The sequence below is a fragment of the Pseudomonas sp. GD04015 genome, assembly GCF_029837675.1.
Lineage (GTDB): Bacteria > Pseudomonadota > Gammaproteobacteria > Pseudomonadales > Pseudomonadaceae > Aquipseudomonas > Aquipseudomonas paralcaligenes.
Window position 1 is genome coordinate 17,469 of sequence record NZ_JAOEEE010000036.1, and the last position, 16,776, is coordinate 34,244.

Annotated in this window: 17 protein-coding genes; 7 read left to right on the forward strand and 10 right to left on the reverse strand. The window is 68.4% G+C overall.

All coding sequences use genetic code 11. The annotated features are described in order from the left end of the window. Window positions 1–281: 281 nt before the first annotated feature. Entirely contained in the window at window positions 282–1,307 is a 1,026-nt protein-coding gene (locus N7640_RS21680; protein WP_279902354.1) for a quinone-dependent dihydroorotate dehydrogenase, read from the reverse strand. A 112-nt stretch (window positions 1,308–1,419) separates the two neighbouring features. After that, window positions 1,420–1,641, reverse strand: coding sequence for a DUF2835 domain-containing protein (locus tag N7640_RS21685; RefSeq protein WP_220814026.1), 222 nt, complete (start codon window positions 1,639–1,641; stop codon window positions 1,420–1,422). A gap of 149 nt (window positions 1,642–1,790) precedes the next feature. Here N7640_RS21685 and N7640_RS21690 point away from each other — a divergent pair, with 149 nt between their 5' ends. After that, window positions 1,791–2,681: a DUF6685 family protein gene (locus N7640_RS21690; RefSeq protein ID WP_279902353.1), complete on the forward strand. Its 891-nt coding sequence runs from the start codon at window positions 1,791–1,793 to the stop codon at window positions 2,679–2,681. Between the two features lie 58 nt (window positions 2,682–2,739). On the opposite strand, the gene N7640_RS21695 is transcribed toward N7640_RS21690, so the two are convergent. From N7640_RS21695 to N7640_RS21710, 4 genes are all read right to left on the reverse strand, one after another. Continuing rightward, entirely contained in the window at window positions 2,740–3,096 is a 357-nt protein-coding gene (locus N7640_RS21695) for a ribonuclease E inhibitor RraB (RefSeq protein ID WP_220814024.1), read from the reverse strand. A gap of 223 nt (window positions 3,097–3,319) precedes the next feature. Beyond that, entirely contained in the window at window positions 3,320–4,075 is a 756-nt protein-coding gene (locus N7640_RS21700) for an SDR family oxidoreductase (protein ID WP_279902352.1), read from the reverse strand. Then, complete coding sequence (locus tag N7640_RS21705) at window positions 4,072–4,995, reverse strand: alpha/beta hydrolase (RefSeq protein ID WP_279902351.1); 924 nt, start codon at window positions 4,993–4,995, stop codon at window positions 4,072–4,074. The genes N7640_RS21700 and N7640_RS21705 overlap by 4 nt, the downstream gene beginning before the upstream one ends. Next, window positions 4,979–6,451: an NAD(P)/FAD-dependent oxidoreductase gene (locus tag N7640_RS21710; RefSeq protein ID WP_279902350.1), complete on the reverse strand. Its 1,473-nt coding sequence runs from the start codon at window positions 6,449–6,451 to the stop codon at window positions 4,979–4,981. Before N7640_RS21710 ends, N7640_RS21705 begins: the two co-directional genes overlap by 17 nt. Before the next feature lie 107 nt (window positions 6,452–6,558). Here N7640_RS21710 and N7640_RS21715 point away from each other — a divergent pair, with 107 nt between their 5' ends. Beyond that, complete coding sequence (locus N7640_RS21715) at window positions 6,559–7,563, forward strand: AraC family transcriptional regulator (protein WP_279902349.1); 1,005 nt, start codon at window positions 6,559–6,561, stop codon at window positions 7,561–7,563. A gap of 139 nt (window positions 7,564–7,702) precedes the next feature. On the opposite strand, the gene N7640_RS21720 is transcribed toward N7640_RS21715, so the two are convergent. After that, a complete protein-coding gene (locus N7640_RS21720; protein ID WP_279902348.1) occupies window positions 7,703–9,769 on the reverse strand; it encodes an LTA synthase family protein in 2,067 nt (688 codons plus the stop codon). 349 nt (window positions 9,770–10,118) lie between these two features. Here N7640_RS21720 and N7640_RS21725 point away from each other — a divergent pair, with 349 nt between their 5' ends. Further along, the gene (locus N7640_RS21725) at window positions 10,119–11,561 is read left to right on the forward strand and encodes a methyl-accepting chemotaxis protein (RefSeq protein ID WP_279902347.1); all 1,443 of its coding nucleotides are present in this window, start codon (window positions 10,119–10,121) and stop codon (window positions 11,559–11,561) included. A gap of 2 nt (window positions 11,562–11,563) precedes the next feature. Continuing rightward, window positions 11,564–12,169: a YdcF family protein gene (locus N7640_RS21730; RefSeq protein WP_279902346.1), complete on the forward strand. Its 606-nt coding sequence runs from the start codon at window positions 11,564–11,566 to the stop codon at window positions 12,167–12,169. A gap of 37 nt (window positions 12,170–12,206) precedes the next feature. Here the strand turns inward: N7640_RS21730 and N7640_RS21735 are convergent, their stop codons facing one another. Further along, window positions 12,207–12,899, reverse strand: a complete 693-nt coding sequence (locus N7640_RS21735) for an NUDIX hydrolase (protein WP_279902345.1) — start codon at window positions 12,897–12,899, stop codon at window positions 12,207–12,209. 141 nt (window positions 12,900–13,040) lie between these two features. On the opposite strand from N7640_RS21735, the gene N7640_RS21740 reads away from it, so the two are divergent. From N7640_RS21740 to nadE, 3 genes are read left to right on the forward strand one after another with little or no spacing between them, the layout of a single operon-like run. Beyond that, window positions 13,041–13,682, forward strand: a complete 642-nt coding sequence (locus N7640_RS21740; RefSeq protein WP_279902344.1) for a nicotinamidase — start codon at window positions 13,041–13,043, stop codon at window positions 13,680–13,682. Window position 13,683: 1 nt separating this feature from the next. After that, on the forward strand, window positions 13,684–14,877 hold the full coding sequence (gene pncB, locus N7640_RS21745) for a nicotinate phosphoribosyltransferase (protein WP_279902343.1): 1,194 nt from the start codon (window positions 13,684–13,686) through the stop codon (window positions 14,875–14,877). Window positions 14,878–14,887: 10 nt separating this feature from the next. Then, window positions 14,888–15,715: an ammonia-dependent NAD(+) synthetase gene (nadE, locus tag N7640_RS21750; RefSeq protein WP_279902342.1), complete on the forward strand. Its 828-nt coding sequence runs from the start codon at window positions 14,888–14,890 to the stop codon at window positions 15,713–15,715. Window positions 15,716–16,032: 317 nt separating this feature from the next. On the opposite strand, the gene N7640_RS21755 is transcribed toward nadE, so the two are convergent. Beyond that, window positions 16,033–16,467 carry a DUF4279 domain-containing protein gene (locus N7640_RS21755; protein ID WP_279902341.1) on the reverse strand — a complete coding sequence of 145 codons (435 nt, stop codon included), beginning with the start codon at window positions 16,465–16,467 and terminating at the stop codon, window positions 16,033–16,035. Window positions 16,468–16,471: 4 nt separating this feature from the next. Continuing rightward, window positions 16,472–16,762, reverse strand: coding sequence for a hypothetical protein (locus N7640_RS21760; RefSeq protein WP_279902340.1), 291 nt, complete (start codon window positions 16,760–16,762; stop codon window positions 16,472–16,474). Window positions 16,763–16,776 lie beyond the last annotated feature (14 nt).

A 16,776-nucleotide genomic window follows, 5' to 3' on the forward strand; every position in this document is an offset into this window, starting at 1 on the left:
CCAGACCGTCCCATCCGGGCGGTGGGCGAGAGCCCGAGGGCCCCTCCGGGGCCCTTTTTTATTGGCTCTGTCCCCGTTAGTTGTTGCACGCCTTGTGGGAGCGGATTTATCCGCGAATTTCGCGGCCAATCGGAATGCCGCCCAGCCGCCCCCACAAGAGCAGAATTACGCCACCAACACGTAACGGGTACATTTGGCCATGCCCCCGAGACCGCCGTTGTAGGGTGCGCCGCGCGCACCAGCAAGCTCGCCCTTACATCGCCAGGTGCGCACGGCGCACCCTACGCCTTAGGCAGCGCGGCGATGGCGTCCACCGCCTCGCGGATCAGCGCCGGCCCCCTGTAGATGAAACCCGAATAGATCTGCACCAGGCTCGCACCGGCGGCGATCTTCTCGGCCGCGTGGGCGCCCTCGGTGATGCCGCCCACGGCGATGATCGGCAGACGGCCCTTCAGCTCGCCGGCCAGCACCCGCACGGTGTGGGTGCTCTTGTCGCGCACCGGAGCGCCGGACAGGCCGCCCGCCTCGCCGCCGAACGGCAGGTGCTCGACGCCTTCGCGGCCCAGGGTGGTGTTGGTGGCGATCACCGCGTCCATGCCGGTTTCCACCAGCGCGCGGGCCACTTCCACGGTTTCCTCGTCGGTCATGTCCGGGGCGATCTTGATCGCCAGCGGCACGCGCCGGCCGTGCTGCTCGGCCAGGTCTTCCTGGCGCTGGCGCAGGGCCTCGAGCAGTGCCTTGAGCTGGTCGCCGAACTGCAGGCTGCGCAGGCCCGGGGTGTTCGGCGAGCTGACGTTGACGGTGACGTAGCTGGCGTTGGCATAGACCTTGTCCAGGCCGATCAGGTAGTCGTCCACCGCGCGCTCGACCGGGGTATCGAAGTTCTTGCCAATGTTGATGCCCAAGATGCCCTGGTAACGGGCCGCGCGGACCCGGGCCAGCAGGTGCTCGACGCCGTGGTTGTTGAAGCCCATGCGGTTGATGATGGCCGTCGCCTCCGGCAGGCGGAACAGGCGCGGCTTGGGGTTGCCGGGCTGCGGGCGCGGCGTCACGGTGCCGATCTCGATGAAGCCGAAGCCGAGCTGGGCGAAGCCATCGATGGCGTCGCCGTTCTTGTCCAGGCCGGCGGCCAGGCCCACCGGGTTGGGGAACTCCAGCCCCATCACCTGCACCGGCAGGCGGACCGGCGCCTTGCACAGCAGGCCGTTGAGGCCCAGGCGGCCGCCGGCGCCGATCAGGTCGACGGACAGCTCATGGGAAGTTTCGGGAGCGAGACGGAACAGCAGCGCGCGGGCCAGGTCGTACATGGGCGGATCGGCTCGGATAGGAAGACAGTGGGAAACAGGGCGCGATTATAGCCACCGGCACTAGCCTCAGGCGAGGCAACGGAGTAATAAGGAGCGCCGGCCCCATTGATCGTCATCGTAGCTGGCGCAGGTCGAGCAGTTCCCCGCTCGTGCTGAACTCCAGCTCGAACACGCCATTTATGCCGTCGTGGCGCAGGAACGGGCGCAGGTGATGGGCCGGCAGGCTGACCTTGCGGCCATCGCGACTATAGAGCAGGACCCGGTTGGCGCGCCCCTGGTAGACGGCCAGGAAGCGTTCCGCAGGCAAGGCGATATCCAGCACCAGGCTGGGCATGGAGGCATCCTCGTAGTGATCGGCACCATTCTGCCACAGTCGGCGGCATCGACCTCCGGCTCCCACCCCCGCGACAACGGGCGCACGGGTAGTGCGCGCCATCGACGGCTCTGCCACACTGACCCGGTAGTACCCGGAGTCCGTTGCCAGTGAGCTTGACCGAATCCCTCACACTCGTCTCGCGCCTTTCCGCCCTGGCCCAGCGCCTGGGCCTGAAAGGGCGTGTGCCGCGCGTGGTGTTCGAGCGCGCCCGTGGCCTGCGACTGCCGTTCCAGCCGCTGCCGCTGCCGGAGCCGAGCCTCTGGTGGCAGGCGGGACCGCCGCTGCACCGGCTGGTCGACCTGCCCCGCGACGCGCTCTCGGGGCCGGTGCAGGAAGACAAAGCCGCCGCCCGCGCCGTGCTGATGGGCGTGGTGGAGCGGGAAACGGAACACCTGGACAACTTCGACCTGCGCACCATTGATGGCCTCTGCAGCCCGCCGGCGAACACCGACGACAGGCTGACCAGCTTCGAGGAGCTGGCCGCCAGCCCGCTGGGCCGCTGCGCCCGCATCATCAGCTACAAGGACTTCCTCAAGACCATCAGCCAGGCCGTGCCGCGCTTCCTCGCCGCCGAGGCCATCGAACTGCGCCAGGCCAGCTGGTTCGGCGAACGCATCTTCTGGGCAGGCGACCAGCATGGCGAGGCGTTCGCCTGCGCCATCGCCTACGCCCGCCTGCGCGGCCTGGAAGTCACCCTGCCGGCCGAGCTGACCCACTACCGGCTGAGCGCCAGCGGCCTGGCCGAGCTGCGCCGGCGCTACCACATGACCGCGATGCCGGTGCAGGCCTGGAGCGAACCCGCCTTCATGAGCCTGCTGCTCGACCACGGCCTGCCTTACGCCCGCCTTTCCCTGCTGCGCTACCCGGACGCGCCGGAGTTCCTCCTGCTGCCGAAAAGCTCCGAGGAGGCCAACGCGCTGGGCGAGGGCCTGCGCCTGGCCGGCGCGCCGGACGTGACCGCCTTCATCGAGGCGCTGCACCAGCGCACCGTCGTCTGACAACCAGGGGAAAACGCCGGCAGCCGGCCGCCCGCAGGCTGGCCGGCGTCCACCATGCTCAGAGCCGGCCGGAGAGCTGAGCGTCGAGGCGGACCTCCTGGGTCACCCCCCAACCGTCCAGCACACCGCCGAGCGGCATCACCAGGGCCTCCAGATCCTGCTCGAAGTCACCGATGCCGGCATGGGTGGCATACATCACCTTGCTCACCTGCAGGTGCCAGGCACCGTCCTCGCGGACGCTGACCTGGGCATTCAGGGATTCACCGCGAAACTGCCTTGCCGCCTCTCTGGCCCGTTCCTCGTTCGGGAAGATGGCGTAGAACTCGATGGGATGGACACGGGCGAAATCGAAACCGCCCTCTTTCATGCGGCGCAGAACGTTAGTGCTGACATCATCTTGGAAGGCTGTACTCATGGAAGGACCTCCTCTCAGGCGATGGATCGACCGCAGCCGCCGTTGGCGGCATCGCGACACCAGGGGGTGCCGCCCGAGAACCAGGCAATGCTGCCTGGTCTGTCGCGACGGGCGCGAACGCCCGCAGGCGGCTGGTTTCGCGAATGCGTGCCCGAGCCGCCATTCCTTGAGGGTAGTGCCTGAATGGCGGATGTGCCCGGCCATCGACCACCGGTCGCGGGCCTCAGTCGCGGGAGAGCCAGCCCATCACGGCCCGGTTGGTCGCCGGCGGCGACAGCTGACCGGACCAGTACATCAGCTTGAACAGCCAGTGGATGACCCGGTGCACCCGCGGCGCCCGGACCTGCTGCCAGGCGGCCTCGGCTACATCCTCAGCACGCAACTTGACGCCCAGGCGGCGCAGGGTCGGCGGGGTGAAGCGCTGGCTGTCGACCATCGGCGTGGCGACGAACGGCGGCATCAGGTCGCCGACCCGTATGCCGTGGCGCCGCCACTCCAGCTCCAGCGCCTCGGTCAGCCCGCGCACGGCGAACTTCGAGGCCGAGTAGCTGACCATGTGTGGCGTGCCGTAGAGCCCCGAGGCCGAGCCCATGTTGATCACCTGGCCGCGCGCGGCCTTCAGGTAGGGAAACGCGGCATGGGTGGCCTGGAGCAGGCCGAACACATTGATCTGCAGGATGCGCGCGTGCTCCTCCAGCGCGATCTCCTCGAAGAAGCCGAAACGCAGCACCCCCGCGCAGTTGAACAGCACGTCCAGCGCCCCGCCCTCCCCGCAGAAAGCGGCCAGGGCCTGGCTCAGCGCCTCGCCGTCGGTCACGTCGAGTGCCTGGTGCCAGGCGCCGCCCAGCTCGGCGGCCAGGGCCGCCAGCGGCTCTGCGCCCACGTCCAGCAGGCCGACCCGCCAGCCGCGGGCGTGGAACAGCCGGGCGCTGGCCGCGCCGATGCCCGACGCGGCGCCGGTGATCAGAATGTGCTTCATTGGCAGCCCCTCTCTCCAAGAAATCCGGCGACCCGCCGCATCGCCAGCGCGGCGACCTGCAGCAGGCCGCAGTTGATCTGGAACACGTGCCACTGGCCCGGATAGACCTCCAGGCGCAGGTCCAGCCCGGAGCATTCGCGCAGCCCCAGGCTCTGGTTCAGCAGGCGCTCGTCCTCGCCGACCTGCACCAGCAGCGGCGGCAGCCCGGCCAGGTCGGCATGCAGCGGCGACAGCAGCGGCGCGGCGCGATCCACGCCCGGCGGGCAGTAGCCATTCACGCCCTGCTCCACCCAGGCCGTGGTGATCAGCGGGTCGCCACCCGCCGGTTCGTGCCAGGTCGCCCCACTCAGGTCGGTGACCGGCGAGAAGCAGACCAGCGCCGCCGGCCCTGGCAGCCCGGCGTCGCGCAGCCGCAGCGCGGTGGTCAGGGCCAGGTGCCCGCCCGCCGAGTCGCCAGCAATCACGATCCTGTCTGGCGACTGGCCCTGTTCCAATAGCGCGCGGTAGGCATCCAGCGCATCGTCCGCCGCCGCCGGCCAGGGATGTTCAGGCGCCAGGCGGTAGTCCAGGGCGCAGACCCGCGCCCCGGACTGCCTGGCCAGGTGGCTGGTGATCGCCCGGTGGGTGCGCGGCGAGCCGACCATGAAGGCGCCACCGTGCAGGTACAGCAGCACCCAGCCGTTGTCCCGCTCGCCCCTCAGCCATTCGCAGGGCACGCCGCCGAGCACTCCGGGCTCGATACGCACGCCCCGTGCCCGCGGCGCGGTCAGGGTCGCCAGGCGCAGCACCCCGCGCTGCACGCGCGGTGGCACCACGGGGTGCATGCCGCTGCGGAACACCAGCCAGGTACTCGCCCGCAGCCAGCCGGTGAGCAGGCGCTGGCCAAGGCCCGGTCGGGGCAGCTCAGCGGACCAGTTCATAGTCGCTCCAACGCGGCCGGCGCGTGTGGTGACGGTAGCTGAAGGTGAAGCCCGACCAGTTGTTGGTGTGCTTGCCGGCGGCGTTCTTGTACCAGCTGCTGCAGCCCTGCTCCCACACCGAATCGGCGATGTCGCGCTGCACCTGGCGGTTCCAGGCGTCCTGCACGTGGCGGCGCACATCCAGGTAGCGCACGCCCTGGTCGAGCCTGGCGAGGCAGTCCAGCACGTAGGGGAACTGGCTCTCCAGCATGTAGATGATCGAGTTGTGGCCGAGGTTGGTGTTCGGTCCGTAGAGGATGAACAGGTTGGGGAAGCCGCTGACGCTGATGCCCTTGTACGCCTCGGCGCCGTCGCGCCAGGCCTGGTTCAGGTCCAGGCCGCCGAGGCCGCGGATGTGCATCGGCGCCAGGAAGTCGCTGGCGGCGAAGCCGGTGCCGTAAATCAGCACGTCCGCCTCCCGCTCCACGCCGTCGGCGGTGACGATGCCGCGCTCGGTCACCTCGCGGATCGCCTCGTTCACCACCTCCACCCGGGGCTGGCGCAGCGCCGGGTAGTAGTCATTGCTGATCAGGATGCGCTTGCAGCCCAGCGGGTAGTCCGGGGTGAGCTTCGCTCGCAGGCCCGGCTCCGGGACCTGCCGGGCCAGGTGGCGCAGCACCAGCAGGCGCTGCAGCTTCATGACCCACGGCCAGAGGAAGAAGGCCACGCCGCGCGCCTCGTGGAACAGGTACTGCCAGGCCCGGTCGAGCTTCTGCGTCCAGGGCCAGCGCTTCATCAGCGCCAGTTCGAAGGGGCGGTAGGCGCGGTCCGGCTTGGCCATGACATAGGCCGGCGTGCGCTGGAACAGGTGCATCCGGGCGACCTTCGGCACGATCTGCGGCACGAACTGGATAGCACTGGCGCCGGTGCCGATCACCGCCACCCGCTTGCCGGCCAGCTCCACGTCGTGGCGCCAGCGCGCCGAATGGAAGCTCTCGCCGGCGAAGCGCTCCAGCCCCGGCAGCTTCGGGTACAGAGGCCGGTTGAGCTGGCCGCAGGCACTGACCAGCGCCCGCGCGCTGAAGACAGCGCCGTCCGTGGTGGTGACCCGCCACAGGGCGGCCGCCTCGTCGAACCAGGCCTCCGCCACCTCGCTGCGGCAACGGATGTGCGGCGCCAGCCGGTGGCGCTCGATGCACTGGCGCACGTAGGCGAAGATCTCCGGCTGCGGCGCGTAGCGCCGGCTCCAGTCGAGCTTTGGCTCGAAGGAAAAGGAATACAGGTGCGAGGGCACGTCGCAGGCGGCGCCGGGGTAATGGTTGTCGCGCCAGGTGCCGCCGGGTTCCTCGCCCTTCTCGAGGATCAGGAAATCCTCGTGGCCCTGCTGCCGCAGCCGCATCGCCAGGCCGAGGCCGGCGAAGCCGGCGCCGATGATCAGCACGCGCAAGGGTGCCTGCTCGGGAGTGTTGTTGGTCATTGTTATCTCCATGAGCCGCCAATAGTGCGGTCGAGGCCATCCTAGGGCTTTCCCGGCGCCCGGTTTATGGCATAGTCGGCCACAGAATTGTGACTTTCGGACAACCTATGCCCCGCCCTCGCCGCAGCGCCGTCAGCGTCCAGCTACTCACCCAGTACGGCCTGGATCATGGCCTGTCCCTCGATGCCTGCCTGCATGGCACCGGCCTGGACTGGCTGCGGCTGGCCGACCCCGCCGCCGAAGTGGACGCCGAACAGGAGCTGCGCCTGGTGCGCAACCTGATCGCCGCCTGCGGCGCCCGCCCCGGCCTCGGCCTGCCCCTGGGCCGCCGCTACCAGCTCAACAGCTACGGCATCTGGGGCTTCGCCCTGCTCGCCAGCCCGACCTACGGCGACGCCGCGCGCCTGGGCCTGCGCTACCTCGGCCTGACCTACGCCTACCACGGCATGAGGCTGGAAGAGCATGGCGAAGAAGTCCACCTGCTGCTGGACGACCGGGACGTGCCCGAGGAACTGCGCGGCTTCCTGCTGGAGCGCGACCTGGCGGGCATGTTGCAGGTGCTGCGCGAGGTACTGGGCGCCGAGCCGCCGCTGCTGCGGGTGGAACTGCGCCTGCCGCCGCCGGACGACCCCGCCGTGTACCGCGACGAGATCGGCGTGGCGCCGCTGTTCGGCCAGGCCGAGAACCGCTTCGTCTTCCCCCGCTACCTGCTCGACCGGCCCCTGGCCGGCGCCCATCCGCAGGCGGCGCAGCTGTGCGAGGAACAGTGCCAGCGCCTGCTGGCCAAGCGCAGCCAGCACGGCGGCCTGGCCGGGCGCATCCGCGCCCTGCTGCTGGAACGTCCCGGGCGCCTGCCGGATATGGAACAGGTGGCGGCCGGCCTGAACATGAGTTCGCGCACCCTGCGCCGGCGCCTGGACGAGGAAGGCAGCAACTTCCGCCTGCTGCTGGACGAGGTGCGCCAGGCCCTGGCCGAGGAGCTGCTGGCCACCGGCGGGCTGACGCTGGAGGAGATCGCCGAACGCCTCGGCTACGGCGAGGTGTCCAACTTCATCCACGCCTTCAAGCGCTGGAAGGGCGTGGCGCCGCGCCGTTTCCAGCGCGGCGCGTGAGAACCTGTCTACGCGCTGTCGGCCATACGGCGCTGAAAGTCGCCTCAAAATGCTCATTTACACTGCGTAAACTGCGCTTTTTCGGCGACTTTGCCTTGTCTGGCTCTAATTCAGCAGCTCGTAAACAGGCTCTAAACGCTCAGCGTACGGCGCTGCCGCCCGTGGCGCCGGCGGTGTTCTGCAGCAGGCTCTGCGTCGCTACCTGCAGGAAGGCTTCCAGGCGCTTCTGCAACCCGGCCTGGTCATCGTCGCCCTGCACCACCTCGACCCCGGGCTGGGCGCCGAGCTGGTAACGGTACAGCTTGGCCGGCAGGCCCTTGGGCTGCACCAGGATCTTCTCGCCGTTGGCGATGGCCACCGTCTGGTCGCTGCCTGAGGGCTTGATCACGCCGATACCCGGGTCGCCCTCGGGCAGACCGAGCAGGTCGCGGCCCCAGCACTGCTGGCGGGTCTCGCCGCCCAGGCGGGCCATGATGGTCGGCACCACGTCGACCTGGGTGCCGACCGTGTCGCGGCGCTCGCCGAACTTCTCCTGCATGCCCGGGGCGATCAGCAGCAGCGGCACGTTGAAGCGGAACAGGTCCATCTCGGTGAGCTGCTCCGGGCTGCCGAAGCCGTGGTCGCCGACGATCACGAACAGGGTGTCCTGGTAGTACGGCGACTGCTTCGCCTGCTCGAAGAAGCGCCCCAGCGCCCAGTCGGAGTAGCGCATGGCGGTGAGGTGCTGGTTGAACGAGCCACGGTCGGTCACCGGCTCCACCGGTAGGCTTTCCGGCAGTGCGTAGGGGGTGTGGTTGGAGAGCGTCTGCAGCAGCGCGTAGAACGGTTTCTGCGGGTCGAGTTTGGCCAGCTCGGTGGCGGCGCGGTCGAACATGTCCTGGTCGGACACGCCCCAGGTCGGGTCGATGAACACCGGGTCGACGAAATCCTCGCGGCCGATGAAGTTGCGCATGCCCTGGTTGCCGAAGAAGCCGGACTGGTTGTCCCACTGGAAGTTGCCGTTGTAGACGTACAGGTCGTCGTAGCCGCGCGCGCTGAGCTGCTGCGGCAGGCCGGAGAACTTGTGGCTGCCCTCCGGCGTGCGCATCAGGTACTCGAAGCCCGGCAGGTTGGGGAAGCAGGCCATGGTGGCGAACATGCCCTGGTGGGTGTGGGTGCCGTTGGAGAAGAAACGGGTGAACAGCAGCCCCTCCCGGCTCAGGCGGTCGAAGTTGGGCGTGATGTTGGCGTCGCTGCCCAGAGCGCCGACCCAGCGCCCGGCGAAGCTCTCCATCAGGATCACCACCACGTGCCTGACCGGCAGCGTGCCTTCGGCGGCCGGCGTGGAGTCGCGGCGGAGCGCCGCACTGTCGGCATCCACCAGCGTGTCGCGCTCGGTGAGCAGCATCTCGCGCACCGTTTGCAGCGCCTCGTCCTCCGGCATGCTGGCCTTCCAGGCGTTGTCGCGGTGGCTGGAGAAGCTGTTCTCGGCAGCGTCGACCAGGGTCAGCACGCCGTTTAGGCCCAGGTGGTTGGCGAACATCGAGTCGGTGGTGAAGGCGTCGCCCCAGCGCAGGGGCGGCCCCTGCTTGAGGGTGCCGCGCGCCGCGATCACCGCCAACACCAGGCACACGAAGAACACCGCCAGGCGCCAGTACCAGGCCAGCGCGAGCTTGGCCCGGCGAGGCCGGGTGGCGCCTTCCAGCCAGTGGAAGAGCATGCCCAGGGCCAGGGTCGCCAGCGCCCACGCCAGTAGGTAGCGGCCCACCGGGAAGCCGTGCCAGAGCATGCTGGCGACGGTGCCCAGGTCCTCTTCCAGGTACTGGAACACCAGGCTGTTCAGGCGCTGGTGGAACTCGCGGTAGAAGTCCAGCTCGACCACGCCGAGCAGCAGGGTCAGGCTGGCCACCACCGTCAGCCACACCACGTGGGCGGTGCGTGCGGCCATGGCGCGCGGGCTGAGCAGCGACAGCAGCAACGGCGCCACGGCGTACACCACCACCCGCAGGTCGAAGCGCAGGCCGTTGAAGAACGCCTCGAACAGGTCACTGCGGCTGACATCGGCGATCAGCTCGCTGTTGTGATGAAGCAACGCCAGGCGCAGCGACGAGTACATCAGCATCAGCACCAGCGCGCTGGCGAGGGTGAAGGTCAGGTGGCTGGCGAGGTTGGGCTGCAGGCGCGCAGCGGGAATAGCGGAGGAACGGGTGGCGTCCACTGAAGGCATGCTAGGGAAAGTCCAGTCTTTGAAACGGAAGGCATTGTGCCGATTGGGAATTCTCCTGCGCGGCAGGTGAAAATTCCGTCGAGGCAGCAGAAAGACCCATCCCGGCCGACGCGGTTCTGCGCCAGTCGACGACCGGCTGGTCGTGCTGGCGTAGGATGAGGCGGCTTATCCGCCTTTTCCGGCAGCGAAACGGCCGTTCGCCTCGACGTTTTGTCGCGAAGGGTTAGCCGGCGCCGGCCGGACTGGGTAATCTGCCGGCGGGCCATGTGCCATCAATCGGCGAAGCGCGGTCAAGCCGACGCGATCCTCGCCGATACGCTCGATAACGAACAAGAACGGAGCGAGTCCCATGCAGCAAGGGCTGTTAGCCATTCTCATGCCTCAGACCGAGCAGAACCCCAGCGACCAGCTGGTGAGCCGCATGCTCGCCTTCTTCTGCCTGTGCGGCATCACCATCGGCCTGTACAGCGGCATCAAGTGGGCCCGCCTGGGCAACGACGCCCTGGTCCAGGGCTCGCTGCTGCTGATTCTCGGCATGCCGCTGGCGCTGCTGACGCTGCGCCAGGCCTGGCTGCCGGCCCGCGGCGCGGCCAACTTCGCCATGGCGCTGATCAGCAGTTACGCGATGATCCTCATCTACCAGCTCGGCGGGCTCCATTCGGCGCACATCTTCTGGCCGCTGGTAGTGATCAGCTTCGCCTACCTGCTGCTAGGCGGGCGCAGTGCAGCGTTCTGGGGGCTGCTGCAGCTGATCTTCGTATTCTGGCTGATCCGCCTGGATCGCTCCGGCGCCATCCTTCCCCAGTTCGAACTGAGTCCGCGCGACGCGCTGGTCAACGAATACTCGGGCTACCTGCTGCCGGTGATCACCATGTGGCTGGCCCAGTGGTACAGCGCGCGGATGCGCCAGCAGGCGCTGGACGGCGCCGAGCAGCACCTGAAGGAAGCCGAACGGGTCGGCCGGGCCGCGACCAGCGGCGCCGAGCAGCTGGCCAGCCTGCTCGACGAGGTGCGCCTCAGCGCCGGCGATTTGCGCCAGCTCTCCCAGCAGCTCTACCAGACCCTCGACAACATGCGCCAGCGCTGCCAGAGCATCGACGGCGACGTGCAGCGCCAGGCCGACGCCATGCACCAGCTGGACGCGGCCGTGCACGAGGTGCTCGCCAGCCTGGCGCAGAGCACCGAGCACATGCAGCAGCTGAGCCGCGATACCCAGGACAGCAGCGGCCAGGTCAACGCCTGCGCCAGCCGCATGCAGCAGGCCCAGGAGAGCATGCAGGCGATCCAGGCGAGCAACCAGCGCATCGCCGAATCCATGCAGATGATCAGCGCCATCGCCCAGCAGACCAACCTGCTCGCCCTCAACGCTGCCATCGAAGCCGCCCGGGCCGGGGAACACGGCCGCGGTTTCGCCGTGGTCGCCGACGAGGTGCGCTCGCTGTCCCAGCGCAGCAACCAGACCGCCGACACCGTGCAGAGTGTGCTCGGCCAATCCGAGCAGACCGTAGGCACCGGCGCCCGCCAGGTCACCGAGGTGGGCGAGGCGCTGAGCGAGAACGCCGAGCTGACCGCCAGCCTGTCCAGCGCCATCCTTGAGCACAGCCAGGCCCTGGACAACGCCCACCGGCAACTGGTGCAGGTGCGCGACCACAGCGCCGGGCAGCGGGAAGCGAGCCAGCGCCAGCGCGCCGCCAGCGCCGAGCTGCTCGACGCCCAGGAGTCGCTGGTCGACCTGGGCAAGCGCCTGGAGCAACTGTCGCAGCAGTTGCACCAGCGCGTGGAGCAGCGCTGAGCTTGCTCCTGCGGCTATGCCTGGTGCTGGTCGCGCTGCTGGTCGTCGCGGCGACCACGGCGGCGCTGCGCATCGCGCTGCATGATCCTGGCACGCCACCCGCCAGGGCCGACGCGGCCATCGTACTCGGCGCTGCCGTGTGGCAGGACCGGCCCTCGCCGGTCTTCGAGGAGCGGATCAGGCACGGCGTGCGACTGGTCACGGAGGGTGCCGCGGACTACCTGATCCTGACCGGCGGCATCGGTGCCGAGGGCGGCCGCGCCGAGTCGAACGTCGCCCGCCAGTACGCCATTGCCGCCGGCGTGCCAGCCGAGCGCATCCTCACCGAGTCCGCCTCCCGGGTCACCGCCGAGAACCTGGCCGAGGCCTGCGCGCTGATGAAACGCCACGGCCTGGAAAGCGCCCTGCTGGTCAGCGACCCGCTGCACATGCAACGCGCCATGACCCTGGCCGAGGACATCGGCCTGCACGCCCACGCCTCGCCGACGCCCACCAGCCGCTACCGCAGCTGGAACACCAAGGCAGAGTCTCTGGCCTACGAAACCTTCTTCTACCTCGCCCTCCAGGCCCGTCGCCTGGCAGGCCTCGGCCCACGCTGCGCCATGTAGGGTGCGCCACGCGCACCGGCATTTTCCGAACCACGCCTCACGACAGCACGCTGCGATCGAAGATGAAGCCACCGGGCGCCTGCGGCCGATGCGCCAGCAGGTGCTGGGGGCGGCCCATCTTCGGCTGGTTCTTCTCGCCGGTATCGGCGATCCAGCCGTGCTGCTTCATCTTGTCCAGGCGCCCGCGCAGTGTGGTGTGCTGCACCGTCTGGCCCAGCACGGCCTGAAACGCGGTCAGGGCCTCGGTGACGGTGAAGCACGGCGTCAGCAGGTACAGCGGCAGCGAGGTGTACACCGCCTTGCCGGCCAGGCGCTCGGTGGCCTGGGCCACCAACTGGGCGTGGTCGAACGGCAGCGACAGCCGCCCGTCCAGCACCTCCTCCAAGGCGACGAAGCGCAGGTCCTCGCCCGGCAGGCGCACATCGGGAGCCAGCAAAGCGAGGTAGAAGGTCGACAGCGACCAGCCGCGCGGGTCGCGCGCCGCGTTGCCGACCGTGGCCACCTGCTCCAGGTGGGCCGGCACGATCCGCGCCCGGTCCTGCAGGGCACGCCCGGCGGCGGCATCCAGGCTCGCATCGGCGCAGCGGCCGTTGACCAGCACGCCGGGCAGCGCCCACTGGTCCGCGAACGGCTCCTGGGCGCGCCGCCCCAGCAGCAGTTCCAGCCTGCCCGCCTCGCCCAGGCGCAGGGCCACGATGTCCACGCCGGCCAGCACTTCCGCGGATGCCATGCTCCCTCCTCGATGTCAGCGGACTTATTTCATCTTGACGAATAACTCACAACTTTTCACCTCTGCCGGGTAAAACCGCTGGACAACTTATTTCATCAGATGGAATATGTAACCACCTTCACGGCAACGAGGAGTGCCAAGATGAAAATCGCCAGCTTCGACGTCGATGCGCAAAAGGGTTTCACTCCCCTGTGCCCGGACGAGCTGCCGGTTCCCGGCGGCGACGCCATCGCCCCGGCCCTCAACCAACTGGCCGAGCGCGCCAGCCTGCGCCTGGGCAGCAAGGACGCGCACAGCCCGCAGGCCGCCTGGGTGGCACCGAGCCATGCCGAGATGCTCCAGCCCCTGCCGCTGGCCAACGCCGACCTGTCCTGGGTCAGCCACTGCGTGCCAGGCACGCCGGGCTTCGAACTGCTCGACGGCCTGCCCGCTCCGCTGGACTACGACTACTTCGTGTGGAAAGGCGTGGAGCCTGACCTGCACCCCTACGGCGCCTGCTACCACGACCTGGCCGAGAAGCGCAGCACGGGCGCCATCGAGTTTCTCCGGCACAATGGCGTGCAACGCGTGCTGGTCGGCGGCCTGGCCCTGGACTACTGCGTCAAGACCACCGCCCTGCAACTGCGTCGCGCCGGCTTCGCGGTCGACGTGTTCCTGCCGGCCTGCCGGGCCATCGCCGCAGACACCGCCGACAGCGCCTGCGCCGAGATGCGCGCCGCGGGCATCGCCCTGCACGCCAGCCTGGACGAGCTGGACGCAGCGCTGAACCTTGGAGACGACTGAGATGACCGAGAGCGTATTCGCCGAGCGCATCGTGCAGAACCTGCTGGACACCGACTTCTACAAGCTGACGATGATGCAGGCGGTGCTGCACAACTACCCCAACGCCGAGGTCGAGTGGGAATTCCGCTGCCGCAACAGCGAAGACCTGGCGCCCTACCTGGCCGAGATCCGCTACCAGATCGAGCGCCTGGCCGAACTGGAGGCCACCGCCGACCAGCTGGCCTTCCTCGAACGCATCCCGTTCATGAAGCCCGACTTCATCCGCTTCCTCGGCCTGTTCCGCTTCAACCCGCGCCATGTGCAGACCGGCATCGAGGATGGCCAGCTGTGTATCCGCCTGCGTGGCCCCTGGCTGCACGTGATCCTCTACGAAATCCCGCTGCTGGCGATCATCAGCGAGGTGCGCAACCGCTATCGCTACCGCGAAGTGCTACTGGAACAGGCCAGCGAGCGCCTGTACGACAAGTTCGACTGGCTCAAGCGCGAAGCCTCGGCCGCCGAGCTGGACGGTTTCCAGGTCGCCGATTTCGGCACCCGCCGGCGCTTCTCTTACCGGGTGCAGGAGCAGATGGTGAAGATCATGAAGCGCGACTTCCCCGGTCGCTTCGTCGGCACCAGCAACGTGCACCTGGCCCGCGAGCTGGACCTCAAGCCGCTCGGCACCATGGCCCACGAATGGCTAATGGCCCACCAGCAGCTCGGCCCGCGCCTGATCGACAGCCAGATCGCCGCGCTGGACTGCTGGGTGCGCGAGTACCGCGGCCTGCTCGGCATCGCCCTGACCGACTGCATCACCATGGACGCCTTCCTGCGCGACTTCGATCTGTACTTCGCCAAGCTGTTCGACGGCCTGCGCCACGACTCCGGCGACCCGCTGGTGTGGGCGGAAAAGGCCATCGCCCACTACGAGACGCTCGGCATCGACCCCATGAGCAAGACCCTGGTGTTCTCCGACGGTCTCGACTTCGAAAAATCGCTGCAGCTCTACCGTGCACTTTCCGGTCGTATCAACGTAAGCTTCGGCGTCGGCACCCGGCTGACCTGCGACATCCCCGGCGTAGAGCCGATGAACATCGTGATCAAGATGACCGCCTGCAACGGCCAGCCGGTCGCCAAGATTTCCGACACACCGGGCAAGACCCAGTGCCGCGACGAGAACTTCGTCAGCTACCTGAAACACGTTTTCCGCGTATGAGGACCTCGCCATGAGCAACCGCCAAGCCGAAATCGCCGCCGCGCTGGACGTGGTACCGCCCTTTGCCGACGAAGCCGCGCTGGTCGCGGAGATCGAGCGCCGCAAACGCTTCATCAAGGACACCCTGAGAAACGCCGGTCTGAAGGTGCTGGTGCTGGGCATCAGCGGCGGCGTGGACTCCACCACCGCCGGCCGCCTGGCCCAGCTGTCGGTGGAGGAGCTGCGCGCCGAGACCGGCGACCCGGAGTATCGCTTCATCGCGGTCCGCCTGCCCCACGGCACCCAGCACGACGAACACGACGCCCAGGATTCGCTGAAATTCGTCGGCGCCGACGAGAACGACACCGTCAACATCGCCGGCAGCGTGCGCGGCCTGGGTGAGCAGGTCGCGCACCTGCAGAAACTCACGGAGGCCCGCCGCGACTTCGTCAACGGCAATATCAAGGCGCGCATCCGCATGGTCGCCCAGTTCGCTATCGCCAACGCCAACAACGGCCTGGTGATCGGCACGGACCACGCCGCCGAGGCGGTGATGGGCTTCTTCACCAAGTTCGGCGACGGCGCCTGCGACCTGGCCCCGCTCTCCGGCCTGGTGAAGAGCCAGGTACGCGCCATTGCCAAGTACCTCGGCGCGCCCCAGCATCTGGTGCAGAAGACACCGACCGCCGACCTGGAGGAATTGCGCCCGGGCAAGCCGGACGAAGAGGCCCACGGCGTGACCTATGCCGAGATCGACGCCTTCCTGCATGGCGAGAAGGTCAGCGACGAGGCCTACACCACCATCGTGCGCACCTACGACAACACCCGCCACAAGCGCGAGCTGCCGCTGGTTCCCTGACCTGGGCCGAACCTGTCTTCCCGGATTGCATCCGGGCTACACGGCCATCCGTGCCCGCCTCAATGGCGGGCAACGGGCACGGGCGGCGGCTGATCGGGGATGGTCGGCTCGCCCGGGGGCGGCGGCAGGTCCGGCTCGTGAGGCAGGTCCGGGGTATCCGGGTCGGGCTGTCCGGGAATCGTGCCGTTCTGTGCCCAGGCCCGAGGGGAAATCGTTGCTGCAAACATGGTGTGAGGTCCTCCGCTGTGAACTCTGAGGGTAGAGTTCGGCCGGGCGGAAGAAATTCAAGGATTTGGCGAGGGGGCGAATCCTGGCTGTCAGGCCCCGTAGATATCGAAGGCAAGGTCGAGGCCCAATTCTGCCAGCCGGCCCATCTGGGAGGGAGAGAGCGTCGGTCCTCCATGCCCGCACGCGGACATCCAGTAGCAGCTCAGGTGCATCTCGCAGCCCTTCTCCCGCAGCAGGCACAGCGCTTCCGCCCTGCCTTCCAGGCGATCGAGAATCCAGTCGATATGGCGGCGGACATCCCCCGAGGACACTTCATCCCTGGACAACAGGAACCAGGCGCTGAGCTTTGCCGGGCGGCCCGCTCGCGGCGAGTCCGCAACGTGCGGACATTCGCCTACCCTCTGCCAGTTCGTGGGCTGGACGCCGAGGCAGGAAGTCACGAGATCGGGATCGACCGAGCCCGTATAGATGCACAGCGCGACGTGGGTGCTCTCGCATGCCGCGTAATCGTCGACATAGGCCAAGAGGCTAGTCGTCCCTGTCTTCGTAGCGCTCCCATGCCCCACCCACATGGGTTCTTTCAGCCCCCATGTCCACGGGCAGGTCGGCCAGTTCCTCGAGCGTCGGGTCCATCGCCAGCAGATGGGCGACTCCGACCAGCTGGAGCTGATCCAGGGTGTCAGCGCAGGTGAAGTCGTGGTTCTTCCAGTGGCAGTACATCTGCCAGTCGCCGCCGGCGCGGGACACGAACAGCACGGGTCTGGCGCCGGAAACCACGCAGGGGCAAGCGATGGTACCGAGCTGCTTCGGATACGGCATGGACCGGCCCTCTT